The 21,957-nt window shown below is 76.2% G+C and carries 13 protein-coding genes; 3 read left to right on the top strand and 10 right to left on the bottom strand.

Annotated features, from left to right (window positions below):
* Window positions 1-64: 64 nt before the first annotated feature.
* From ABZ810_RS32615 to ABZ810_RS32575, 9 genes are all read right to left on the bottom strand, one after another.
* Window positions 65-1,108 carry a hypothetical protein gene (locus ABZ810_RS32615; RefSeq protein ID WP_358409826.1) on the bottom strand — a complete coding sequence of 348 codons (1,044 nt, stop codon included), beginning with the start codon at window positions 1,106-1,108 and terminating at the stop codon, window positions 65-67.
* Window positions 1,105-2,844 (bottom strand): class I SAM-dependent methyltransferase, encoded by a 1,740-nt coding sequence (locus ABZ810_RS32610; protein WP_358409825.1) that lies wholly within the window; start codon window positions 2,842-2,844, stop codon window positions 1,105-1,107. The genes ABZ810_RS32615 and ABZ810_RS32610 overlap by 4 nt, the downstream gene beginning before the upstream one ends.
* Complete coding sequence (locus ABZ810_RS32605) at window positions 2,841-4,163, bottom strand: glycosyltransferase (RefSeq protein WP_358409823.1); 1,323 nt, start codon at window positions 4,161-4,163, stop codon at window positions 2,841-2,843. Before ABZ810_RS32605 ends, ABZ810_RS32610 begins: the two co-directional genes overlap by 4 nt.
* Complete coding sequence (locus ABZ810_RS32600) at window positions 4,163-5,020, bottom strand: alpha/beta hydrolase (RefSeq protein ID WP_358409822.1); 858 nt, start codon at window positions 5,018-5,020, stop codon at window positions 4,163-4,165. The genes ABZ810_RS32605 and ABZ810_RS32600 overlap by 1 nt, the downstream gene beginning before the upstream one ends.
* Window positions 5,013-5,687: an alpha/beta fold hydrolase gene (locus tag ABZ810_RS32595; RefSeq protein ID WP_358409821.1), complete on the bottom strand. Its 675-nt coding sequence runs from the start codon at window positions 5,685-5,687 to the stop codon at window positions 5,013-5,015. The genes ABZ810_RS32600 and ABZ810_RS32595 overlap by 8 nt, the downstream gene beginning before the upstream one ends.
* 62 nt (window positions 5,688-5,749) lie before the next feature.
* Entirely contained in the window at window positions 5,750-6,049 is a 300-nt protein-coding gene (locus tag ABZ810_RS32590; RefSeq protein ID WP_358409819.1) for a hypothetical protein, read from the bottom strand.
* A gap of 2 nt (window positions 6,050-6,051) precedes the next feature.
* Complete coding sequence (locus tag ABZ810_RS32585; protein WP_358409817.1) at window positions 6,052-10,617, bottom strand: beta-ketoacyl synthase N-terminal-like domain-containing protein; 4,566 nt, start codon at window positions 10,615-10,617, stop codon at window positions 6,052-6,054.
* Entirely contained in the window at window positions 10,614-17,648 is a 7,035-nt protein-coding gene (locus tag ABZ810_RS32580) for an SDR family NAD(P)-dependent oxidoreductase (protein WP_358409816.1), read from the bottom strand. The genes ABZ810_RS32585 and ABZ810_RS32580 overlap by 4 nt, the downstream gene beginning before the upstream one ends.
* A gap of 297 nt (window positions 17,649-17,945) precedes the next feature.
* The gene (locus ABZ810_RS32575; RefSeq protein ID WP_358409814.1) at window positions 17,946-18,986 is read right to left on the bottom strand and encodes an alpha/beta fold hydrolase; all 1,041 of its coding nucleotides are present in this window, start codon (window positions 18,984-18,986) and stop codon (window positions 17,946-17,948) included.
* A 167-nt stretch (window positions 18,987-19,153) separates the two neighbouring features.
* Between ABZ810_RS32575 and ABZ810_RS32570 the strand changes: the two genes are divergently transcribed.
* Both ABZ810_RS32570 and ABZ810_RS32565 read left to right on the top strand, forming a co-directional pair.
* Window positions 19,154-19,603 carry a universal stress protein gene (locus ABZ810_RS32570; RefSeq protein WP_358409812.1) on the top strand — a complete coding sequence of 150 codons (450 nt, stop codon included), beginning with the start codon at window positions 19,154-19,156 and terminating at the stop codon, window positions 19,601-19,603.
* Between the two features lie 73 nt (window positions 19,604-19,676).
* Window positions 19,677-20,522, top strand: a complete 846-nt coding sequence (locus ABZ810_RS32565; protein WP_358409810.1) for a hypothetical protein — start codon at window positions 19,677-19,679, stop codon at window positions 20,520-20,522.
* A gap of 57 nt (window positions 20,523-20,579) precedes the next feature.
* Here ABZ810_RS32565 and ABZ810_RS32560 read toward each other — a convergent pair whose 3' ends face one another.
* Window positions 20,580-21,254, bottom strand: coding sequence for a hypothetical protein (locus tag ABZ810_RS32560; RefSeq protein ID WP_358409808.1), 675 nt, complete (start codon window positions 21,252-21,254; stop codon window positions 20,580-20,582).
* A 153-nt stretch (window positions 21,255-21,407) separates the two neighbouring features.
* On the opposite strand from ABZ810_RS32560, the gene ABZ810_RS32555 reads away from it, so the two are divergent.
* A complete protein-coding gene (locus tag ABZ810_RS32555) occupies window positions 21,408-21,941 on the top strand; it encodes a helix-turn-helix domain-containing protein (protein ID WP_358409806.1) in 534 nt (177 codons plus the stop codon).
* Window positions 21,942-21,957 lie beyond the last annotated feature (16 nt).

The raw sequence follows: 21,957 nt of genomic DNA, 5'->3' as shown, positions 1-21,957 counted from the left end.
CGCCCGCTCCGGCTCACGCCGCTCCGTCTCGTGGGCGAGCCCTGACGCTCCGGGCGGCGCCGCCTCACATCGCCCGGGCGGCGCCGGGCGACGGGGTGGCGGTGAGGAAGCGGGGCGCCCGCCGGGCCCGGCCCGCCAGGCGGGTGGTGACGGCGGCGCGGATCTTCGGCACGGCGCTCATCGGGACCAGGGCCACCCCGCAGCGCCCGATGACCAGGCCGCCCAGGGCGCCCGCCTCGCGGGCGGTGTCCAGGGCCAGGTCAAGGGTCGCCTCGCCGCGTGCGTGGGCCTCGGTGAGCAGCGGGCCCAGCGCGGGGATCGAGCCGGCGCGCAGGGCGGCGGCGGCACGTTCGGCGAGGGCGCCCGCGGGACGGGCGGGCGGCGCGGCGGACGCCCCCACATCCATGATCAGCAGGCGTAGGCCGATAGCGGTCAGATCACAGGGCAGGTGCTCGACCCTGCCCGCGACGCCGGAGCCGGCCCCGGCTCCGGCTCCGTTCCCGGTGATCAGCAGGGCGTGATCGGCGCGGGCGTGCCGCGCGGCCAGGTAGGACGCGGACGGGGCGCCGGCCCCGCCGGGCCGGGCCTCGCCGGCGCCGAGGCCCAGCTCGACGGCGCAGGCGGTCTCCGCGCCGGTCAGCAGGCCCATCTCGGCCGGCAGCTCGCGGTTGACCATGACCCGGGTCGCGGGGCGGTCGCAGGTGATGAGCGCGTTGACGGCGGGGAGCGCCCACTCCGGGACGGCGCCCGCGGCCAGCGCCGCCGGCAGCCGCCCGCGGCCGACCGAGAAGCGGTCGGCGTGATGGCTCATCGAGTAGAACTCGGCGGTGCCGTCGTCGCCGGCCGGGCCGAGCGCCGCGATGACGCCCCAGGGCAGCGCGACCGCCAGCTCGGGGCCGCCGCCCAGCAGGGTGAGCCCGCCGGGCGCCCGCCACACGCCCGCGGGCGTGTGGCCGTAGGCGCGCTCGAAGACGTGCGCGGTGATGCGCACCTCGGGATCGACCGCCAGTTCCGGATCGACGGCCGGCCCGGAGTCGACCGCCGGCCCGGGATCGACCACCGGCGCCGGGTCTGCGACCGGCTCGGTGCCGGTTCCTGCGTGGGTCACCCTTGGTCCTTTCGTGCCAGCACCCGGTAGCCCGGGAACGGTGCGGCCCAGGCCACCGCGGCGATCCAGCGGGCCACGGCCGCTGTCCTGGCCGTTCCCGCGCCGCGCAGCGGCCCGGGGCCCGGGGCCGCGTACCGGTGCCGCGCCCGGCCGCGGGCGACGACCCGCAGGCCCCGGCCGGCGAGCGCCGCCTCCAGGTTGCCCCTGGAGATCAGGTGCCGGTGTCCCGGCTGCGACCAGCGGCCGACCCTCGGGTCGGGCAGCTCGATCAGCAGGTGGCCGCCCGGCGGCAGGATCTTGGCGGCGGCGTCCAGCTCGGCGAGGGGGTCGTCGACGCCCTGGAGGTAGTGGTTCATGCTGACCAGGTCGTACCGCCCGGACAGCTCGTCCTTCAGGTCGGTGAACCGGCCGCGGTACGCCGCGCGCAGCCACCCGCGCCGCGCGCCCTCGGCCACGCCGGCGGCGGTGTCGAGGCCGTCGAACGCGGTGCCCGGGACGAGCGTGCGGGCCGTTCCGCAGAAGCGGCCGTGGCCCGCGCCCACGTCGAGCCAGGCGCGCGGGCGGACGGGGACGTGGGACGCCGCGAACTTCACCCGTGCCCGCCGCGCGCCCAGCCGTTCGGTGGGCTCGGAGCCCAGGCCGAAGGGCTGGCGGCCGTGCACGTCGCGGCCGTAGAACTCCCGCCCGGCGTCGTTGAGCGCCGGGTGCTGGAAGACGTGCCCGCAGTCGCCGCACCGTTCGAGCGTGAACCGCCCCGGCCGGTCGTGGACGACGTCCCCGCTGGTCAGGATCTTCCGGAACGCGAGCGACCCGCACCAGGGGCAGTCGTCGCGGCGCGGCTGGAGAAACCGGTCGACGCCGTGCGCGACCTCACCCGCGTACCGCGCGGCGTCCTCGCGTTCCCGCTCGGCGAGCCGCCGCTCCCACTCCCCCGGCCGCCCCCTGAGGGTCGCCCAGACCTGCCACGGCGTCCGGACGACGCGCAGCAGCGCCGACCGGTGCAGGTCGCGCGGCCTGATCGCCGACCCGGCGAACACGATGTAGGGCACGGCGCTGTAGGCGACCACCGCGAGGACGCCCCACCAGGGGTCGGCCACCAGGGCCGCGCCGACGAGGCCGTACGAGACGAGCGTCGAGCCGGTCCGGCGCGGCACCGAGACTCCGAGGCCGCGCAGCCACGCCCGGCGCCCGCCTCCCGACGTCGAACGCGGCGCCGTGCGGCACGGCACGGCGACCATGCCCGCCCCGCTGCCGACCCCGTCCATCGGCGGCAGCGCGTACTGCCGCAACCGCGCGGTGGCCTCGCCGAACGCGCCGCGGTCCAGCGCTCCGGCCGGCACCTCCGCCCGCGCGAGCACGTCGCCGGCGACCAGCGCGGCGAAGCCGGCGCCGCGCCCCGGCGCCACCGGGTCGCGGCGGTAGGTCCGCAGGTCGACGTCGCGGGCCAGGTCCAGCGCCCGTTCCACCGGCAGGTCGGCGGGGACCAGGTCGAGCACCTGGAGGTCGTGCGCGAAGGCGTGGTCGAACGCGGCGCGGCGCAGCCGGCCGGGCACCGCCACGCCCTCGGCGGTGACCAGCTTGTACGCCGCGTCCCGCCCGTCGTCCTTGTCGCCGGCGCGGCGCGCGGCCTGCTCGTCCTCCGGCACGGGCAGGACGCGCAGTGGCGCCAGCCTCCGGCGCAGCCGCACCGCGCCGGCGACGGTGCCGGACGCGACGAGCAGGGGGATCCAGATCATGCGAGCTTCTCCAGCCGTTCGGCCGCCTGGGCCGCGCCCCCGGCGGCGGTGAAGGAGTCCCGGACACGCTCGGCCGCGGCCCGGTAGGACGGGTCGGTCAGCACGTTCTCCAGCGCCGACCGCAGTTCGTCCGCGCGGACGCGGGCGAACCGCACCGGGATCCCGGCGCCCGCCGCCTCGACCTGCCGCGCGACGACCGGCTGGTCGTCGCGGATCGGCGCGACCACCAGCGGCAGGCCGTGGGCCAGCGTCTCGCAGACGGTGTTGTGACCGCCGTGCGACACCACCGCCGACAGGCGCTCCAGCAGCGCGAGCTGCGGCACGTGCTCGCGGACCAGCACGTTGGGCGGCGGGTCGGCGACGGTGCCGGGCGGGGTGACGAACACCGCGCGCACCGGCATGTCCCGGACGGCGTCGGCGGCCACCCGGAAGAACCTCTTGCCCGCCGCGCCGTTGATCGTGCCGAGCGACACGAGCACGGCGGGACGGTCGTCGCCGTCCTCCAGCCACTCCCACGGGAAGTCGCCGCCCGGCGGCCGCCCGAGCGCGGGCCCGACGAACGCGATGTGGTCCGGGAAGAACGAGACGTCCCCGACCAGCGCCGCGGTGGAGAACACCAGCACCAGGTGGTCGGAGAACCGCAGGTCGAGCAGGTCCTCGATGCCGTGGTCGAGCTGGAAGTCGGCGATCTGCTCGCGCACCCACTCCTCGACCAGCGGCATGCCCGCCAGCGGCCGGGTGAACTCGGCGGAGGTGGTGGCGGAGGTGGCCCAGGGCAGCCCGCGCAGCCGCGCGGCGACCGGGGCCGCCAGCACCTGCTGGTCGGAGACGACCACGTCCGGGTCGAACGTGTCGATCGCCGCCTGGACGCCGGGCATCATCACGTGCCCGAGCGGGACGATGAACTCCTCCCAGAGGAACTTCAGCGCCGCCGGGCCGCGCAGGTCGAGCCACCGGCCGCGCGCCGCCTCCAGGCGCCTGGTGAACGTCTCGTTCTCCGCCGGGAAGATCTGGGCGCCGCCGGGCAGCAGCGGCTCCAGGCCGGCCCGGTGGCCCACCCAGGCGACCTCGTGCCCGCGCGCCGCCAGCTCGGCCGCGACCGCGACCGTCGGGTTGACGTGCCCGGCGAGCGGCGGCACGGCGAACAGGAACCGCCGCCGCGGGCCTGTCTCGTCCACGGTCGGCCCGTCCTCCTCCGGTTCCGCCGCGGCCTCCTCCGGTTCCGGAGCGGCGTCCTCGGGTTCCGGCGCGGGCTCAGGGGCCGGGGCGAGCAGCGACGGTACCTGGACGCGGCGTCCCCTACGGCCTTGGCGTGCCATCAGGCACCTCCGTTCGAAGCGGCGGTCGCGGCGAGCGGCACACGCGTGCCCGCGTGATGGGCCAGCCAGGGCAACATCACGTCGAGCAGTTCCGCGGTCCCCTCCCGCAGGACGGTGTGCGCGTGCTCCGGCATGACGTGCAGCGTGCAGTCGGGGACTGCGCGCAGCAGCAGCCGTCCCGCGTCCACCACGTCCGAGTGCCTGCCGTAGACGGCGAGCACCGGGCAGGCGACGGTGGCCAGGTCGGCCGGCAGGACGGGCTCCACCGCGGCGAGGTCGTCGAGCAGGCTGGTGCCGTTGATGAGCGCGTCGGCGGTCCGCGCCTGCCTGCCGCGCTGGCGCCAGCCGATGGCCATCAGCTGGTCGGCGAGGCGCTCGTACTCCAGGACGAGCGCGGACTTGCCCAGCGTGTTGAGCATGTCCTCGGTCCACTCGCCGGCACGTTCGGCGGGGCCGTACGACTCGATCAGCACCAGCCCGGCGACACGTTCGGGCCGGGCCAGCGCCGCGTTCAGCGCGACGACGCCGCCGAAGCTGTTGGCGACCAGGTGGACCGGCCGCGTGTGGCCGAGGGCGTCGAGCACGCCGAACAGGTCGGCGACGGCGTCGGCCGCCGAGTAGCCGGTGGCGGTGCGCTCCGACAACCCGTGGCCGCGCAGGTCGTAGAGGACCGCGCGCGCCCCGGCGGCCGACACCGGCCCGGCGAGCGTGTAGTAGAAGCTGGAGAGGTTGTCCATGACCAGCCCGTGGACGAACACCACCACGGGCGGATCGGACGTGCTCCCCCGTTCGAGATCGTGCGCGGGGTCCATCGTCTGAACGTGGAACCGGATCCCGCGTGCGGTCACCTCAGGCATGCGCGTCCTCCAGGAAGTCGGTCAGCAGGCGCGTGAGCCGCGCCCGCGCCGTGATGTGCAGGTCGTGCCCGCCGTTCAGGACGTGCCGGCGGGAGGCGGGCAGCGCCCTGCCGACGAGTTCTCCGGACGCGCGGAACGGGGACTGCGCGCCGACCACCGTCAGCACCGGCACCTCGCCCACCCCGCGCAGGTCGTCCTCGGTCATCGGGGGCTCGGCCGCCAGGTCGGTGAGCAGGCTCGTCCGCTCCAGCAGCGCGGCCGTCCGCCGCCCGCCGCCGGTCCCGGGCCGGGCGCCCGCGCCGACGGCCGGCACGACGGCGGCGGGGTCGCCCGCGAACGGCGGGTCGACCAGCGCCAGCCGGGTGACCCGGCCGGGATGGTCGCGGGCGAACCGGACCGCGACGGCCGCGCCGTAGCTGTGCCCGGTGATCGCGAACGGCGGCAGGTCGCCCGTCAGCTCGGCCAGGTCGCCGGCCATCGAGGCGGTGCCGTAGCCGGTCGGGGTACGTTCGCTCATGCCGTGGCCGCGCCAGTCGAGCAGCCGCACCGGCCGCCGCCGGGCCAGCGCCGGCGCGACCGTGAAGAACCAGGACGCGGCGCTCCCGGTGAACAGCCCGTGCAGCATCACCAGCGGTTCCGGGCCGACGCTCCGTCCGAGATCGACCACATGGAACCGCACACCCCGCGCGCACACGAACGCCATGACCGGAAGGCCGCCCCCGCCCCGGTTCAGACGCCGGCGGGCTGCAGCCGCGACTCGATGTGCGCCACCAGGTCGCCGACCGTCATCCGCATGATCTGGTCGAGGTCCATGCCCGCGATGAACGCGGCGAAGTCGACCCGGTCGCCGTAACGCCCCTGGAGCCTCTCGGCGAGCGCCACGAACTCGATGCTCTCCAGCGCCAGGTCCTCGTTGAACGTGGTGCCGGGCCCGACCTCCAGGTCGAGCAGGAAGTCCTCGCCGACCACGTCGACGAGCATCCGGACGACCTCGGTGAGAACCTGGCCGGTGCCAGCGGTGCTGCTCATGCTCATCCCTCCTGGGAGTCGTGGGAGTGTCTGCTCTGCGTCGTGACGGTCCACGTCACGACATGCCCGTCCATCACGCGCGACGTCACCGCGGTCAGCGAGTCGGGCGCGGCCACCAGCAGCCGGTCGCCGTCGGCGGCGGTCACGACGTGGTCGGCCGTGCTGACCGGCCGCCGGTCGCCCGGGGCTCCGGCCGCGTCCCTGGCCGCGTCCCTGGCCGCGTCCCTGGCCGCCGCCTGCCGCGCGGCGGCGCGCTTGGCGGTCAGGACCCGGGCGGTCTCGGTGGCGGCGTCCCCGGGCAGCCGCGCCACCAGGGCCAGCTCGCCCTCGTTCAGGGTGGGCTCGTCCCCGGCACCGCCCGCAGCACCGCCCGCCGGGCCGCCGGGGCCCGGGTCCGGAGTGAGGGGGCGGACGTCGATGCCGGCCGGCGCCGCCGCCGGCCGCACCACCGCCACGCCCAGCTCGCGCGACCGGCCCACCGAGACCGCCAGCGGCTCGTCGAACGGGCCCGTGACGTGTGGCAGCCCCGCCTCGTCCGTGCGCACGGTCAGCTCGGCCGGGAACAGGGGCCCGTGCCCGCGTTCCCACAACCAGTGCCGTACGGCGTCCTTGGCGGCGATGCGGCCCAGCAGCCACGGCCCCTGCTCGCGCGGCGTCAGGGCCTGGTACTCGGCCCGTTCGGCGGCGCACAGGTACTGCCACATGAGCAGGTCCCGCGACGAGGTGCCGTCCCAGCGCTTGCGCGCCAGGCACCAGTCCCCCGGCTGCGCCTCGCCGATGCCCGACACCTCGGGGGTGAACTTGATCCGCCACACCGCCTCGTCGGTGAAGAAGCGGTGCGTCGTCCATCCCTCGACGCGCCCCCACACCCGGCCGTCCGCGCCGACCATCTCGGCGTCGCACCTGATCGTGGTGTCGGAGATCGCGCGGTTGCGGACGGTGGCGTCGAGGCGTTCCCCGGCGGGCGGCAGCGGGCCGTACCACGACACCCGTTCGATGCCGATCGGGAACACGGTCTGGTCCTTGTCCCCGTACACCTGGATCCAGTGCCCGCACAGCTGCCCGGCGCTGTCCATGAGCGCGCCCGGCGTGGGCAGCGAGGTCAGCCCGGCGCGCAGGCCGTCGCGGGCGATCGCCGACATCTCGCTGACGCCCTGGTAGAGCGGTCCGTGGAACATCCAGCGTTCGGCGTAGAAGCGGTCGGCTCGCACCACGGGCGGCCCCTCGGCCGTGAGCGGCGTACGGTCCGGCGCGGGCGGCGAGGGGTAGGCCGGGGCGAGCAGGACGGTCCCGTCGGTGTGGCCCTTGATGACCACCTTCACGCGCCGGACGCCGCCGGCGGGCACGCCGCCCGGGTCGGCCTGCGCCGCGTGGACGTCGGCGGTGGTGGCCGGCTCGGCCACGACCCACCGCAGCGCCCGCACGTCCTCGAACCCGATGACGACGAGGTCGGGGAACAGTTCCCGCGCGGTCTCGGCCATCACTTCGAGCAGGGTGGTGAGCGGCACGACCGGGAACCGGTCGGAGGTGTCCGGCCAGCCCGCGGGCTGCGGGATCAGGCAGTGGTCGATGACGTACGGCATCGACTCCAGCGAGAACACCCGCGAGGTGGTCAGCTCGGTGACGCGCGGGCGCGGCGCGGGCATCGTGTCCGGGGACGGGGGGACGGCCCCGGCGTGCAGGGCGTCGATCACGACCTGCGCGCTCTCGGCGGCCTCGCGCAGCAGCGCGTCCAGCTCCGCCATGATCGGGTCGTCGGCGGGCAGCGGCGCGAGGCCCGCCGTCGTCATGCCGGGCGTCGTCGCGCCCGCACCCGCGCCGGTGCCCGAGCCGATGTCCAGCGCGGGAACGGCGCCGTCCAGCCGGACCAGCGGCGTGCCGAGGTCCAGCCGCAGCGCGGCCCGCTGGTCGCCGCCCTGCCCGGGGACCGGCTCGTCCCGGTCGAAACCGCCGTAGCCTTCGGCCCACAGCGCGGCCACGACGCGGCGCAGCTGCCCGAGCCCGTCGCGCTTGGGAACGTTGACGGGCATCGCGAGGTGCTCCCGGCCGCCCAGCCGGTCGCCGACGAACCCGGTCAGGCTCCCCGGACCGACCTGCACGAAGGCGCGCACGCCCGCGCCGTACAGCTCCTCGACCAGCTCGCTGAACCGCACCGGCTCCAGCAGGTGGCGCACGACCAGCTCGCGCACCTCGCCGGCCGCGGCGGGGAACGGCGCGGCCGTCGTGCCCGACCACAGCGGGACGCGCGGCGGGTGGAGGGGGAGCACGTCGAACGAGCGGTGCACCGAGCTCATGTAGGCCTGGGCCATCGGGGTGTGGAACCCGGACCGGAACGGCAGTTCCTGGCCCAGCACGCCCTCGGCGCCGAGCCTGGCCAGCACCTCGCGCACCGCGTCGGGCGGCCCGCAGATCACCGACTGGTGCGGGCAGTTGTCGTGGCTGACCACGACCTCGGCGGACGTCCCGATGGCCTCCTGCGCCCGGTCGGCGCCGCATCCCAGCGCCCCGTACATGACGTCGGGGACGTCGAGGGCCTCGTGGTCGAGCGCGGCCATGACCGCTTCGACCGCGCCGCCCTCGTACATCCCCGTGGCGATCATCGCGGTCCACTCGCCGAGGCTGTGCCCGGCGGCCACGTCCGGCTCGATCCCCAGCTCGGCCAGGGCGGCGGTCAGCAGCCGGCCCACGGCGATCACGTCGGCGGCGTGGCCCAGCAGGTCCGCGCGGCCGGTGAGCTCGGGGCACGCCATGCCGAAGTGGTCGGCGACGTCGTCGATCCGCGGCTCGAAGGACGGCTCGAACCCCGGGTAGAGGAAGGCGACCTTCCCGCCCGCGGCCAGCAGGGGCCGCGGGGTGAACCAGATGTCGCTGCGGCCCCGCCACGGCGTGCCGCGGAGCACGATCGCGCGGGCCAGTTCGAGCCGCCGGGGCGTGGGCTCCACGATCGCCAGCCGGCACGGCAGGTCCGGCGGGTCCTCGCCCGCCGCCGCGAGAGCCATCAGCTCGCCGTCCCCGGCCTCCAGCAGCCGGGCGAGCTCGGTGTCGGTGCGGGCCGCCAGCCGCAGCACCCCGCCGTCTCCGCCCGCGTCCCGCGGGGCGTCCGGCGTGCGGGGGCCGGAGAGCCTCCCCCGTCCCGGGCCGCCGCTCCCCACGTTCGCGGGCGGCTCTTCGAGGATGACGTGGGCGTTGGCGCCGCCGAAGCCGAAGGCGTTGACGACGGCGCGGCGCGGCACGCCCGCCGCGGGCCGTTCCCACGTCGCCGACTCGCGGACGGGGCGCAGCCGGCCGCCCGCCAGGGCCGGGTGCGGCTCGTCGATGTTGAGGGTCGGGGGCAGGACGCCGTCGCGCACCGCGCAGGCGGCCTTGATCAGGCCCGCCATCCCGCTCGCGGGCATGGCGTGGCCGATCATCGACTTCACCGTGCCGAGCGCGAGCGGCGGCCCGTCCGCGCCGAACACGCGGCGCAGCGTCTCCAGCTCCGCCTCGTCGCCCGCCGGGGTCCCGGTGCCGTGCGCCTCGACCAGGCCGAGCGCGTCCGGCGCCGCCGGGTCCAGGCCCGCGTCCCGCCAGGCGCGCTCCACGGCCAGCACCTGGCCGTCGACGAGCGGGCTCATGATGCTGCCGGCGCGGCCGTCGCTGGACGACCCGACACCGCGGACGACCGCGTGGATCCGGTCGCCGGCGCGTTCGGCGTCCGACAGCCGCTTGAGCAGCACGACGCCGGTGCCCTCCGACAGGAGCGTGCCGTCGGCGGAACGGTCGAACGGGCGGATGCGCTCGGTCGGGCTCAGCGCGCGGAGCTGGCTGAACACGCTCCACACCGTGGCGTGGTGGGCGTGGTGCACGGCTCCGGCGAGCATGGCGTCGCACTGGCCCGAGCGCAGCGCCCGCACGGCGTGCTCCACCGCCAGCAGCGACGACGCGCAGGCCGCGTCCAGCGTGTACGCGGGTCCGCGCAGGTCGAAGCGGTTGGCGATCCGGGACGCCGCGAAGCTGGGCACGAGCCCCACCGAGGCGTCCGGGCCGTCGGGGCCGAGGCGCTCGCGGAACGCGGCCTTGATCTGGGCCAGCCGGTCGGCGCCGAGGCCGGGCACCAGTTCCGCCAGCACCGAGGTGAGCTGGTGGGCGGTGCGCACCCGCTGGTCGAAGCGGGCGATGCCGGGCGTGATGTAGCCGCCGCGCCCGATGACGACGCCGATCCTGGACCGGTCGGGCAGCCGCCCGTCGCCGCCGGCGTCCGCGATCGCCTCGGCCGCGGTGCGCAGCGCGAGCAGTTGGTCGGGCTCCATGCCCGCCACCGCGGCGGGCATGATCCCGAACCTGGTCGGGTCGAACGTGGCGAGGTCGTCCACGAAACCGCCGCGGCGGCAGTAGAACCGGTCGCTCTCGGGCGCCCGCCCGTAGGCCTCGGGGTCGTAGTACAGGGCCGGGTCCCACCGGTGGGCGGGCACGTCGGTGATCGCGTCGATGCCGGCGCGGACGTTGCGCCACAACTCCGCCGCCGACCCGGCGCCGGGGAAGACCGCCCCGACGCCGACGATGGCGATCGGTTCGGGGTCCGGCGTCACCTGGCCGCCCCGGTGAAGACGACCTGGACCTCGTCGCCGTGCGCGATCTCGCGGAGCAGGGCGGTCACGGCCGCGGCCGGGTCGATCAGCGCGATGCCGCGGCGGGCGTACTCGCGGGCCAGTTCGGGCGAGACCATCCCGCCGCCGGCCCACGGCCCCCAGTCGGCCACCAGCACCTTGCCGCCCAGCTCGGTGCGCCACACGCGGGCGAGGGTGTCGCAGGCGTCGTTGGCGGCGGCGTAGTCGGCCTGGCCGCGGTTGCCGTAGATCCCGGAGATGCTGCCGAAGACCACGAAGAAGCGCAGGTCGGAACGGACCGCGGCGACCAGCGCCCCGGCGCCGTCGACCTTGGTGCGGTAGACGCGGTCGAACGACTCGGGGGCCTTGTCGCGGACGAGCCGGTCCTCCAGGAGCCCGGCGCCGTGGACCACGCCGTCCAGCCTGCCGTGCCGAGCGTAGACGTCCTCGACGACGGCGCGCACGGCCTGCGGGTCGCGCACGTCCGCCGCGTGGTAGCGGACCGACGCGGCGGCGCCACGCAGCGCCTCCAGCGTGCCGCGCACCTCCCGTTCGGCGAGGATCCGGCGGATGGCCGCCTCGATCTCGGCCGGGGTGCGGCCGCCCTGCGCGACCAGCGCCCGGCGCAGCGCCACCTCGTCGGTCGCGGCGGCGACGGCCGGGTCCTCGGCGCCCGGCTCGGGCGTACGGCCGACCAGCTCGATGTGGCAGCCGGTCGTGCGGGCCAGTTCGAGCGCGAGCCGGGCGGTGATGCCGCGGGCCCCGCCGGTGAGCAGGACGACGCCGCCGGTGCCCAGATCGAGGCCGTGGGCGGGGGCGTCGCCCGGAACGTCCGGCGCGGGGGCGGGCAGCTCGACCGGCGCGACGGTGAGCGTGCGGCGCTGGTCGCCGTCGTACCCGACCTCGACCGGCGCCTCGGCGACGAGCATCTCGCCGAGGATGCGCAGCGCGACGGCGCGCGGGCTGTCCTTGGTGTCGACGTCGACGGCGCGCACGAGCACCTCCGGGTACTCCTGGGCGAGCGTGCGGGCCAGGCCGCGCAGCCCCGCGCCCGGCGACGGGTCGCCGATGCCGCTGCCGTCGAAGCGCCGCCCGAACGTGCCGCCCGCGCCGCTGGCGAAGACCAGCCAGCGCAGGCCGCCGCCGAGCATCACCTCGCGGATGCCGCCGTACGCGCCGGGCAGCACCGGGCCGCCGCCGGGACGCAGCGCGGCCAGGTGGATGAGGCCGTCGCAGCCGCCCTCGGGCTCCAGCGGGGTGCGCACCTGCGCGCCCTGCTGCTCCAGCAGGTCGGCGAGTTCGAGCGCGATGCCGCAGCCGTCGTCGACGATGACGAACCGGCGGCCGGCGAAGAGGCCGGGCATCGGCTCGGGCGCGGGCAGCGGCGGCAGGTCCGCCATCCGGATGATCTGGCGGACGGGGGCGCTCACCACCGGGACGGGGGCGGGCTCGCCCTGGGCGGGGACCGGCACCTCGACGGTGCCCGGGCCTCCCGACATCATGTGCGCGGGCGCGGGCGCGGGGGCCTCCGGCCGGTCGGCGCCGATGCCCAGACGGCCGCAGATCCACGGAACGATCTCGCCGATCGTCTTGATGCGGGCGAGCTGCTCGACGATCGGCTCGTCCAGCCGGGTGCCCGCGGTGGTGAGGCCGACCCGCTCGGCCAGCTCACCGATGATCTCGGTGCGCTTGATGGAGTCGATCGACAGGTCGGCCTCGAGGTCCAGTCCGGCGCCGAGCATGTCCTCGGGGTAGCCGGTCCGCGCGGCGATGACCGAGAGCACCGCGGCCCGGACGCCGTCCGGCGTCAGCGCGGCGGGCTCCGGCACGGCCGGGTCCGCGGGCGCCGGGGCCTCGGGACCGGGTGCGGGCGGAGGCGCGGCGTCCGAGGACGCGGGCGGCGCGGCGGGCGCGGAGGCCGCCTCGGGCGTGGGGCCCGCGCCGGGCAGCACCTCGCCCGCGTACACCGCGCGCGGCGCCGGGACCGGGGCGGGCGCGGGCGCGGCGGGCGGCGCGGCGGGCGCGGACCTGCCGAGGAGGGAGAGCACCACGTCGCGCTGGGCGGCGACGAGCTCGCGGCTGGTCCGCAGGTACTCCAGGACCGCGGCCTCGGTCACGCTCGGCGCGGGCTGGTCATCGGCCATGGTTCCTCCGGTGGGGAGCTCGACCCGCTCGGCGGGGCGCAGCGCGTTGGTCAGGTATCCGCCGTCGGCGGTGCGGACGAGGTGCCCGTTGACGGTCCAGCCCGGGGTGCGGCGGACGTCGGCCGCCGTGACCCGGCGCGCGTCGCGCCCGGCGAACAGCGGCAGCGGGTCGACGGCGACGCCGGCCACCGCCAGCCGCGCCAGCGCCTCCAGCAGGCCTTGCAGGCCGGACTCGCCGGTCGCGTCGACGCCGACCGCGGTGTGCGGCCGGTCGCCGAGGATCCTGCCGACGAGCCCGGTGAGCACCCGGCCCGGCCCGGCCTCGACGAACACCCGCGCGCCCGCCGCGTACATCGCCTCGATCTGCTCGACGAACCGGACCGGCGCGGCGACCTGGCCCGCCAGCGTGGCGCGCAGCCCGGCGGGTTCGGTGTCGTACGGCGCGGCCGTGGTGTTGGACCACACGGGGAACGCGGGCGACCGCAGGTCGCGCCCGGCGAGCTCGGCGCGCAGCGTGGCGGCCGCCCCCGAGACGAGCGGGCTGTGGAACGCGCACGCGACGGGGAGCGGCGTGGCCGCCAGGCCCTGCCGGTCCAGCACGGCCAGCGCGGTCTCCAGCGCCGCCGTGGAGCCCGAGATCACCACCTGCCGGGGCGCGTTGTGGTTGGCGACCACGACCTCGGAGACGTCCGCGAGCGCCGCCCGCACCTCGTTCAGGCTCGCGGTGACCGCGGCCATCGCGCCCGGGTCCCGGCCGCCCTCCGCCTCGCCCGCGCCGGCGGCGGCCAGGACCGCCTCGGCCCGCGCCGCGCTCAGCGCGACCAGGTCGTCCTCGCCGAAGACGCCAGCGGCGCACAGCGCGACGAGCTCGCCGTAGCTGTGCCCGGCGGCCAGGTCGGGGCGCACGCCCAGCTCGGTGAGGAGCTTATGCACCGCCAGCCCGGCGATGCCGAGCGTGGGCTGGGCGACGCGGGTGTCGGTGATCGCCGCGCGCTGCCGCTCGTTCTCCTCCGGGGTGAACGCGGCGGGCGGGAACATCGCCTGGGCGTAGCGCCCGCCGGCCAGCCGCAGCAGCCGCTGAAGGCGCGGGAACGCCACGAACAGGTCACCGAGCATGCCCGGCCGCTGGCTGCCCTGGCCCGGGTAGAGGAACGCCACCTGGCCGGGCTCGGCCGTGCCGGAGCCCGTGCCGGAGCCCGGGTCGGGGACGAAGACGCCGGGCGCGGGCCGGAACTCCAGCGCGGCGGCCAGTTTGACCCGCAGGTCGTCCGGCCCGGTGGCGACCAGCGCCGCCTGCACCGGGCCGTCACCGGCGGCGAACGTGCGGGCGAGGTCGCGCAGCCGGACCTGCCCGGCGTCGAGCAGGGCGCCGAGCCGGTCGAGCTCGGCGCGGGCGGCGGCCCGGTCGGTGCCGCGGATCAGGAACAGCTCGGCGGGCCACTCGGCCAGGCCGGAGACCGGCTCGGGCGCGCCGTCGTACCCGGCGAGCACGGCGTGGAAGTTGGAGCCGCCGAACCCGAAGCCGCTGAGCCCGGCGTACCGTTCGCCGGGGGCGGCGGCCCACGGCCGGGCGGCGGCGCCGAACACGAACGGGCTGGTGACCGCGTCCCAGGCGCTCGACGGCCTCCGCAGGTTGAGCGTGCCGGGGAGCACGCCGGTGTGCAGCGCGTACGCGGTCTTGATCAGCCCGGCCAGCCCGGCGGCGCACTTGGTGTGCCCGATCTGCGACTTGACCGAGCCGAGCGTCACGCTGCCCGGCGCGGCGCCGGCGGCGCCGAACGTCTCGGTGAGCGTGGCCAGCTCGGTGCGGTCGCCGACCTCGGTGCCGGTGCCGTGCGCCTCGACGAGCCCGACCCGGGCCGGGGAGACGCCGGCCCGCTCGTACGCGCGGCGCAGCGCCAGCCGCTGCCCCTCGACGCGCGGCGCGGTCAGGCCGAGCGAACGGCCGTCGCTGGATCCGGCCACCGACTTGATGACGGCGTAGACCCGGTCACCGTCGCGCTCGGCGTCCTCCAGCCGCTTGAGCACCACGCAGGCGACGCCCTCGCCGAGGGCGATGCCGTCGGCGTCGGCGTCGAACGTGGCGCACCGGCCGCTGGGCGACAGCGCGTGCACCGACGAGAAGAGCAGGTAGTCGTTGATCCCGTTGTGCAGGTCGGCGCCGCCGCACAACACCATGTCGCTCGTCCCGGCGGCCAGGTCCTTGCAGGCGGCGTCGAGCGCGGCCAGGGACGCGGCGCAGGCGGCGTCGACGGTGTAGTTGGCGCCGCCGAGGTCGAGCCGGTTGGCGATGCGGCCCGCGATGACGTTCGTCAGCACGCCGGGGAACGAGTCGGCGGTGAGCCGCGGCAGCTGCTCGTCCAGGCCTCCGGGCACCTCGCCGAAGAACTGGGGCAGGATCGCGCGGGTGCCGTAGGCGGTGCCGAGCTCGGTCCCGCCCTCCGCGCCGAAGAAGACCGAGGTGCGCGAGCGGTCGAACGGCCGGTCGGCGTAGCCGGCGTCGGCCAGCGCCCGCGCCGCCACCTCGAGCGAGAGCAGCTGCATCGGCTCGACGCCGGCGAGGGAGCTGGGCGGGATGCCGTAGGCGAACGCGTCGAACGGGATGTCGGGCAGGAAGCCGCCCCACTTCGACGGGGTCTTGGCGCCCGAGCCGCCGCCGCGGGTGGCGGCGGGGTCGTAGTAGACCTCCGGGTCCCACCGGTCGGCGGGCACCTCGGTGACCGCGTCGACGCCGCCGACGATGGTGGCCCAGTACTCGCCCGCGTCGCGGGACTCGGGGAAGACGCAGCCGATGCCGACGATCGCGATGTCGGCGGGCGCCGCGGACTCGGCGGGCTGCTCGCCGGCCTCCAGGTAGATGCCCAGCAGCGCGGCGCGCGCGGACAGGAAGCACGTGGCGCCGGTCGTGACCTGCTCGTGCAGGCCGGTGATGCTGGTGGTGGCGGTGCGCAGCGCGGCCACCTGGCCGAGCATGTACATGCCCTCGCGGCGCTGCTCGTCCGCCTCGACCATCTCCAGGCCGGCGGCGTGCGGCGTGCGGCGCAGGCCCTTGGCGGCGACGCGCAGGCGTCCGAGGTTGAGCTCCTCGAGCCGGGCCCACATCTCCTTGCGGCCGGCGCCCGCCGCCTCCAGCTCGGCGCGGGCCGACTCGAACGCCTGGACGTAGGGGGTCCGGGCGCAGCGGGTGGCGTGGCCTGGCGAGGTCTCCAGCAGCGTGGTCGCGTCGCACTCGACGGCGGCGCGCTGGAACCCGGGCAGGATCGCGCCCGCCGCGACCGCCTCGTAGGTGAACAGGTAGGCGGTGCCCATCAGCACGCGGACGTCGGCGCCGCGTTCGGCCAGCGGGCCGGCGAGCGCGGCGACCATGGCGGCGGACCGCTCGTCGTGGATCCCGCCGGCGAACATGACCGAGAGTTCGGCGGCGGCACCGGGTTCGGCGTCGGCGAACTCCAGCAGCCGCTCGATCTGGGCGTCCCAGAGCGGGAAGCTGCCGCGCGGCCCGACGTGGCCGCCGCACTCCAGGCCCTCGAAGACGAACTTGCGGGCGCCCTCGGCGAGGAAACGTTCCAGCAGCCCCGGCGACGGGGCGTGCAGGTAGGTGCTGATCCCGGCCTCTTCGAGCGGGGTGGCCTGCGACGGCCGGCCGCCCGCGATCACCGCGTACGGCGGCCTGACCTCCCGGACGGCGGCCAGCTGCGCCTCGCGCAGCTCCGGCGGCGCGAAGCCGAGCACGCCGACGCCCCAGGGCCGGTCGCCGAGCCGGTCGGCGGTGTCGAGCAGCAGGTCGCGCACCTCGTCGCCGGTCATCAGCGCGAGCGCGAGGAACGGCAGCCCGCCGTCCTGGGCGATGGCGGCGGCGAACGCGGAACGGTCGCTGACGCGCGTCATCGGGCCCTGCACGACCGGATAGTCGCGGCTGATGGGGGTGCCGGGCGGGTTGTCCTTGGGGGCCAGCGGCTCGGCCTTCACGGCGGCCTTGATGTGCGCGGTGATCTGCTCGCGCACCGCCTGCACGACGCCGCCCGCGGTCTTGTACCGGCCGGCCAGCGACGCGGCCTGCGGGCCGTCCTGCCCGACGGGCAGCAGCTTCTGCCGCAGGCCGGTGGCGCCGAGCAGGGCGTTGACCCCGGCCGGGTCGAGCCCGGCCAGCTCGATCCGCGGCAGGTCGGGCCGCGTGTAGACGCGGTGCCCGTTGACGACGGTGGTCTCGCTGCCGTCCATGGCGGCGAGGGCGGCGGCCACGTCGGCGGGCAGGTCCGTCTCCCGCACCAGGGCGAGCTGGACGTCGAGCACGACGCCCGCGGCGCCGCCCGCGACCGCGGCGGCGGCGGTGTGCGGCCCGATCCCGCCCGCCGCGTACACCGGCACCTCCACGCGCGGGTCCGAGAGGAGGTGCTGGAGCAGCACGAACGTGGTGAGCTCGCCGACCCGGCCGCCGGCCTCGCAGCCGCGCGCGATGAGGCCCGACAGTCCCGGGACCGGGGCGGACGCCGCCGCCTCCGCCGGGCTCACGACCTCGATCAGCAACCGGCGCCCGCGGGCGTACGCGGCCGCGTCGCCCGCCGCCGGGGCGTCCATCACGACCGTGTCCACGGCGTCCGGGAGGTCGTCGGGGCGCACGCCGCACCCGGCCGGCACCCGGACGCCGAAGGGTCCCTTCCACCAGCGGACGACGTCGGCCAGCGCGGCGCGCGCCCGGTCGCGGTCCAGGCCGAGGTCGAGCACGCCGAGGCCGCCGGCCCGTGCCACCGCTACCGCCAGATGGGGCGCCGGTCGGCCGAACGGGCCGATCCCGATGATCTCGGCCTGCGCCCGGCCGCGCGCAGACCCCGCCCGGCCGTCCCGGACCTCGGCCCTGTCCCCCGCCATCCAGCGCCCCCCGACGTCCCGCGCGGCCGGATGACCCGTCCTGACCCGCGCGGCTAGAAATCCTTGCCGTGATCCCCTCGCGTTCAGGGGCTCGTCGTCGACCGTCAGCGGGCCCACGCCCCGTGACGTCGGGCAACGATACGTTCAGTAATGATCGAATCACCCGGACGACACACCCCGGGCCGCCGCGATGCGGCTCCTAGGGAGTCCCTGGGGCGTTCTTTGACACAACGAAAACCCCCAGGCGCCGCGGACGAGATCACTCGTCCGGGTGCCCGGGGGCGGGTCGTGCGGGCGTCAGACGGAGGCGGCCGCGCGGCGGTGCGGGCGGATGCCGTGGCGCACGATGCCCTCGTCCAGCCAGCGGTCCAGATGCGCCCAGGTCGTCTCGCGGGCCGAGCGTCCGGTGAGCACGCCCAGATGGCCGCCGGGCGCGATCTCGAAGCGCACCCGCTCGGCGGACGGCAGCAGGCGGGTCAGCGGATGCACCGCCTTGACGGGCGCCAGCGGGTCGCCGCGTCCCGCGATGGCCAGAACAGGCGCCCGGACGGCGTCCAGCCCGATGCGCCGCCCGCCGATCTCGAAGCCGCCCCCGGCCAGCGCGTTCTCCCGCAGGAGCGCGGTATAAAGCTCCTCCAGGGTGCGCCCCGGATAAGTCACCATGCTGTTGGTGAAGTGGTCGACCGCCTCGATCTGAGCCAGAAACTCGATATTATCGAGATTGGTCAGCATCGAGTAAGGACGCATCACGTATTTGTCGAATCCCACCGTCTGATAAGCACGTTTCAGCGGCGCCGCGGGGCGCACCGCCCGCAGGTCGATCGGGGCGGCGATGACCGCCACCGAGGCGATCGGCAGGTCCGGATCGGCCGCGGCCGCGAGCAGCGAGAGGATGCCGCCCAGGCACCAGCCGACCAGCTGGACGGGCTGGCCGCCGGCGTCCTCACTGACCCCGCGGATCGCGCCCGGCAGGATCTCCCCCACCCACTCCTCGAAACCCTGAACCCGGTCGGTGTCGCCGGTCGGGCCGTAGTCCAGCAGGTAGCTGCGCCGACCCGCGCTCACCACGTGCTCGGCGAGGCTGCACCCCCGGCGGAGGTCGTAGCAGCGCGTGGGCGCCGCGAGCGGCGGGACGAACACCACCGGCGGCCCGGCCGGGATCACCCCCTCCGGCGACCGGTAGCGGAAGACCGACCGGCGCGGCCCGTCGTCGATCATCTCCGCCGGCATCGGCCGCAGATCCGCGACATGCCCGTAGAGGAGTTTGTGCGTGACATTGGACGCGGCGGCCCGCAGGCTCCGGGGGGAGGGAATCATTTCGATTTCATCCATCTCCATTCGAGGACCATCCTCTTTCTACACCGGGTCCGGCGAGACTCAAATCACGGCGCCGTGAAGCGCGTGTTAAATCACTCTGACAACACGTTCCCGACCGTCCGGAAATGCGGCTCCGGCGACGACCGGCCGGTCATCGCCGGCGGCCGGCCGGGGCCTAAACTGATCACATGAGTGAAACGCCGTTCGAGCTGGGCACCGACGGGCCCCGGGTCATCGTCACCGGCGTGGACGGCTCGGAGACCTCGATGCGCGCCGCCGCGTACGCCTGGGGGCTGGCCCGGCGCAGCGACGCCCGGCTCGTCCTGGTTCAGGTCCTGCCGCTGGCGTCCCTCTCCACGCTGACGCCCGGCGGGGCCGCCGTCATGCGGGAGGCGGGCGAGGAGGTCGCCGCCGAGCTGCGCGCCGAGCTCGAACGGGCGATGCGGGAGCACCCGGTGCGGCACGAGTTCGTCACCGAGCAGGGCGACGCGTACTCGGTGCTGGCCCGGGTGGCCGACGAACTGCGGGCCGACGCGGTGGTGGTCGGCGCCTCGGCGCAGGCCGGTCACCGGCTGATCGGCTCGGTGGCGGTCCGCCTGGTCAGGGCGGGCCGCTGGCCCGTCACGGTGGTCCCCTGACCCCGGTTCCGGCGCGGTGATCGCGGGTAGTCGTCAAGTGATCGGGTGACTGCCGGTGAGCGGGAGGGAAGCCGTGCGTGATCCTTTCTTGACGGAGGCCCGCTGGGCGGGCGAGACCGTCCGGGTGGCCGGCTGGCTCAAGCGCGAGCCCGCCGCGCCCCAGCGCATCGACCTGCTCCTCCGCGAACGGGACGGGAGCCGGGTGCTCACCTTCCCCGCCAGCACCGGGCCGCCGGAGGCCGAGCCAGCGGGCGCCGCCGAACGGGTGCGGTTCGAGGCCGGCGTTCCGGTGACGGCCGCCGCCGGAGGGGCGCCGCTCCCGCACGGCCTCTGGGACCTCGAGCTCTCCGTCGGGCAGGGCGGCGACGCCGTCGTCACGCCGCTCGGCCGGGACCGCGCCGCCGAGATCGACGTGTCGCCGCAGCGGCACTTCCTCACCGACTCCACGACGGTGACCCTTTACTTCAGCGTCCACGGCACACTCGCCATCGACGCCGGCGGCGAGTCCCACACGGCCGGCACCACGCGCGCCGCCACCGTCGCCTGGAACGACCACGACGAGGAGCTGGTGGTGGCCGGGCGGCTCGCGCTCCGCGACTTCAGCATGCCGATCTCGGCGACGCTCACGCTGCGCGAGCACGACAGCGGCCGGGTCTACGAGGTGATCGCGATGCTCGGCACCGGCCCCGAGGGCCTGTCCTACAAGGCCGACATCCCGATGACCAGGGCGTTCATCGACGATCCGCTGCCCCGTGGCACCTGGGACGCGTACCTGATCCTGGGCTTCTCCGGGATGCACCGCGAGCTGCGCGTGCTGGCCGCGGAGCAGCCCGCGGCCAGGCAGGTCAGGCGCCGGCTCCGGCCCGTCCGCATCACCACGACGCGGGCGCCGGAGCCGCTGGTCATCACGGTCGGCTGAGCCCCGGGAGCCGCCCGGTCCCGCGGATCACCCGGCGCCGGGAACCGCCTGGACGTCTCACCAGCCGCCCGGCAGGAAGGGCGGCGGCTTCGGCCCCGGCGGGGCCGGCGAGCGCGGCGGGCGCGGCGGGCCGGGGTGGCGCAGCGACGCGGCGGCCACCACGGCCAGCAGGGCGACGGCGCCCGCGCCGCCCACCAGGTTGAGCGCGCCGGTGGCCAGCGCGACGTCCCAGGCTCCGCGCAGCGTCAGCGGCAGGATCGTCACGAGCAGGACGGCGAGCCCGCCGATCCAGCAGAACGCGCGGATCGGCCGGGCCGCGACCGCGATCAGGACGTGCAGCAGGGCGGTCGCCTGCACGGTCGCCGCCAGGGCGCACACCCCGTAGGTGGTGGCGGCGGCCTCGGCGGTCATGCCGCCGCTGCCGGCGGGCACCTCGATGCCGAGCAGGCTCCGCAGGGCCAGCACGCCGGCGAACACCGTCACCGCGGCCAGCACGGCGACGCCGAGCCCGCACAGCCACAACCGCCGCAGGCTGACCTGCGGCCGGGACGACAACGACTCGTGCAGCGCGAGGAAGTCGTCGAACCTGCTCGCCGGGGCGAGCCCGATCGGCGGCGGGATCGAGGCGGGGCAGCGGAACGAGCGCTGCCAGGGGCGCTGCTGCGGTATCCGCGGCGGGCCCCCTCCGGGCAGGCGGCCGTCGGAGAACGGCCCGTACGGCGTCTCGCCCATGTCCCCTCCCCCGATGCGACGAGGGAGTGCTACCCGGGACCGGAGAGGAAAACTCCCCTTACCTCACCAATTTGTCGTCATTCGACTACAGTCCGGCCGCATCGCGGCGAACCGGGTTTCCTGCAATTACGGAATTCCGGTTAGAGTCGGGGCGTGGCGTCCACCGACGACCGGTCCGCCGACGACCGGCTGAGCTCGCTCGAAGCCCGCATGGCCGACCTCGAGGCCCGCCTGGCCGCGGCCACCGCCGCCGGCGCGGAGCCCCAGGCGCCGGGCGCACCGCCCGCGCCCGCGGAGGCGACCCGGGACGAGACCGGGTACGTGCGGTACGGCGGCGAGGCCAGGCTCGGCGGCTACGAGTGGGGCTGGGACGTGGCCCGCAGCCCCGGCGAGCTGGTCCGCCTGCCCGCCGCGCCGCTGGCCGCCGTCCTCCAGGCGGCCGGGCATCCCGCCCGGCTGGAGGTGCTGAAACTGCTGCTCACCGGCCCGCGCACGGTCACCGAACTCCAGTCGGAGCTGGGCCTCAACTCGACCGGCCAGCTCTACCACCATCTCAAGGCGCTCACCGGTGCCGGGCTGGTCGAGCAGACCGAGCGCGCGGTCTACCGGCTGCCGCCCCCGGTCATCTTCCCGGTGCTGGCGATGACCGCCGCCGCGTTCGACGTCACCCAGGCGCGCAACCGCTGAACGCCCGCGGGCATGG

Origin of the sequence: Spirillospora sp. NPDC047279, from assembly GCF_040643285.1 — a bacterium.
In the GTDB taxonomy this organism is placed as follows: domain Bacteria; phylum Actinomycetota; class Actinomycetes; order Streptosporangiales; family Streptosporangiaceae; genus Spirillospora.
The sequence above is the reverse complement of the archived record's forward strand: the minus strand, read 5'-3'. Positions and strand labels throughout refer to the sequence as shown.

Excerpts from the sequence above, each read along its gene's own strand:
- ABZ810_RS32610 (WP_358409825.1), bottom strand. The coding sequence starts at position 2,844 with ATGATCTGGATCCCCCTGCTCGTCGCGTCCGGCACCGTCGCCGGCGCG.
- ABZ810_RS32605 (WP_358409823.1), bottom strand. The coding sequence starts at position 4,163 with ATGGCACGCCAAGGCCGTAGGGGACGCCGCGTCCAGGTACCGTCGCTG.
- ABZ810_RS32600 (WP_358409822.1), bottom strand. The coding sequence starts at position 5,020 with ATGCCTGAGGTGACCGCACGCGGGATCCGGTTCCACGTTCAGACGATG.
- ABZ810_RS32590 (WP_358409819.1), bottom strand. The coding sequence starts at position 6,049 with ATGAGCAGCACCGCTGGCACCGGCCAGGTTCTCACCGAGGTCGTCCGG.
- ABZ810_RS32580 (WP_358409816.1), bottom strand. The coding sequence starts at position 17,648 with ATGGCGGGGGACAGGGCCGAGGTCCGGGACGGCCGGGCGGGGTCTGCG.
- ABZ810_RS32575 (WP_358409814.1), bottom strand. The coding sequence starts at position 18,986 with ATGGAGATGGATGAAATCGAAATGATTCCCTCCCCCCGGAGCCTGCGG.
- ABZ810_RS32570 (WP_358409812.1), top strand. The coding sequence starts at position 19,154 with ATGAGTGAAACGCCGTTCGAGCTGGGCACCGACGGGCCCCGGGTCATC.
- ABZ810_RS32560 (WP_358409808.1), bottom strand. The coding sequence starts at position 21,254 with ATGGGCGAGACGCCGTACGGGCCGTTCTCCGACGGCCGCCTGCCCGGA.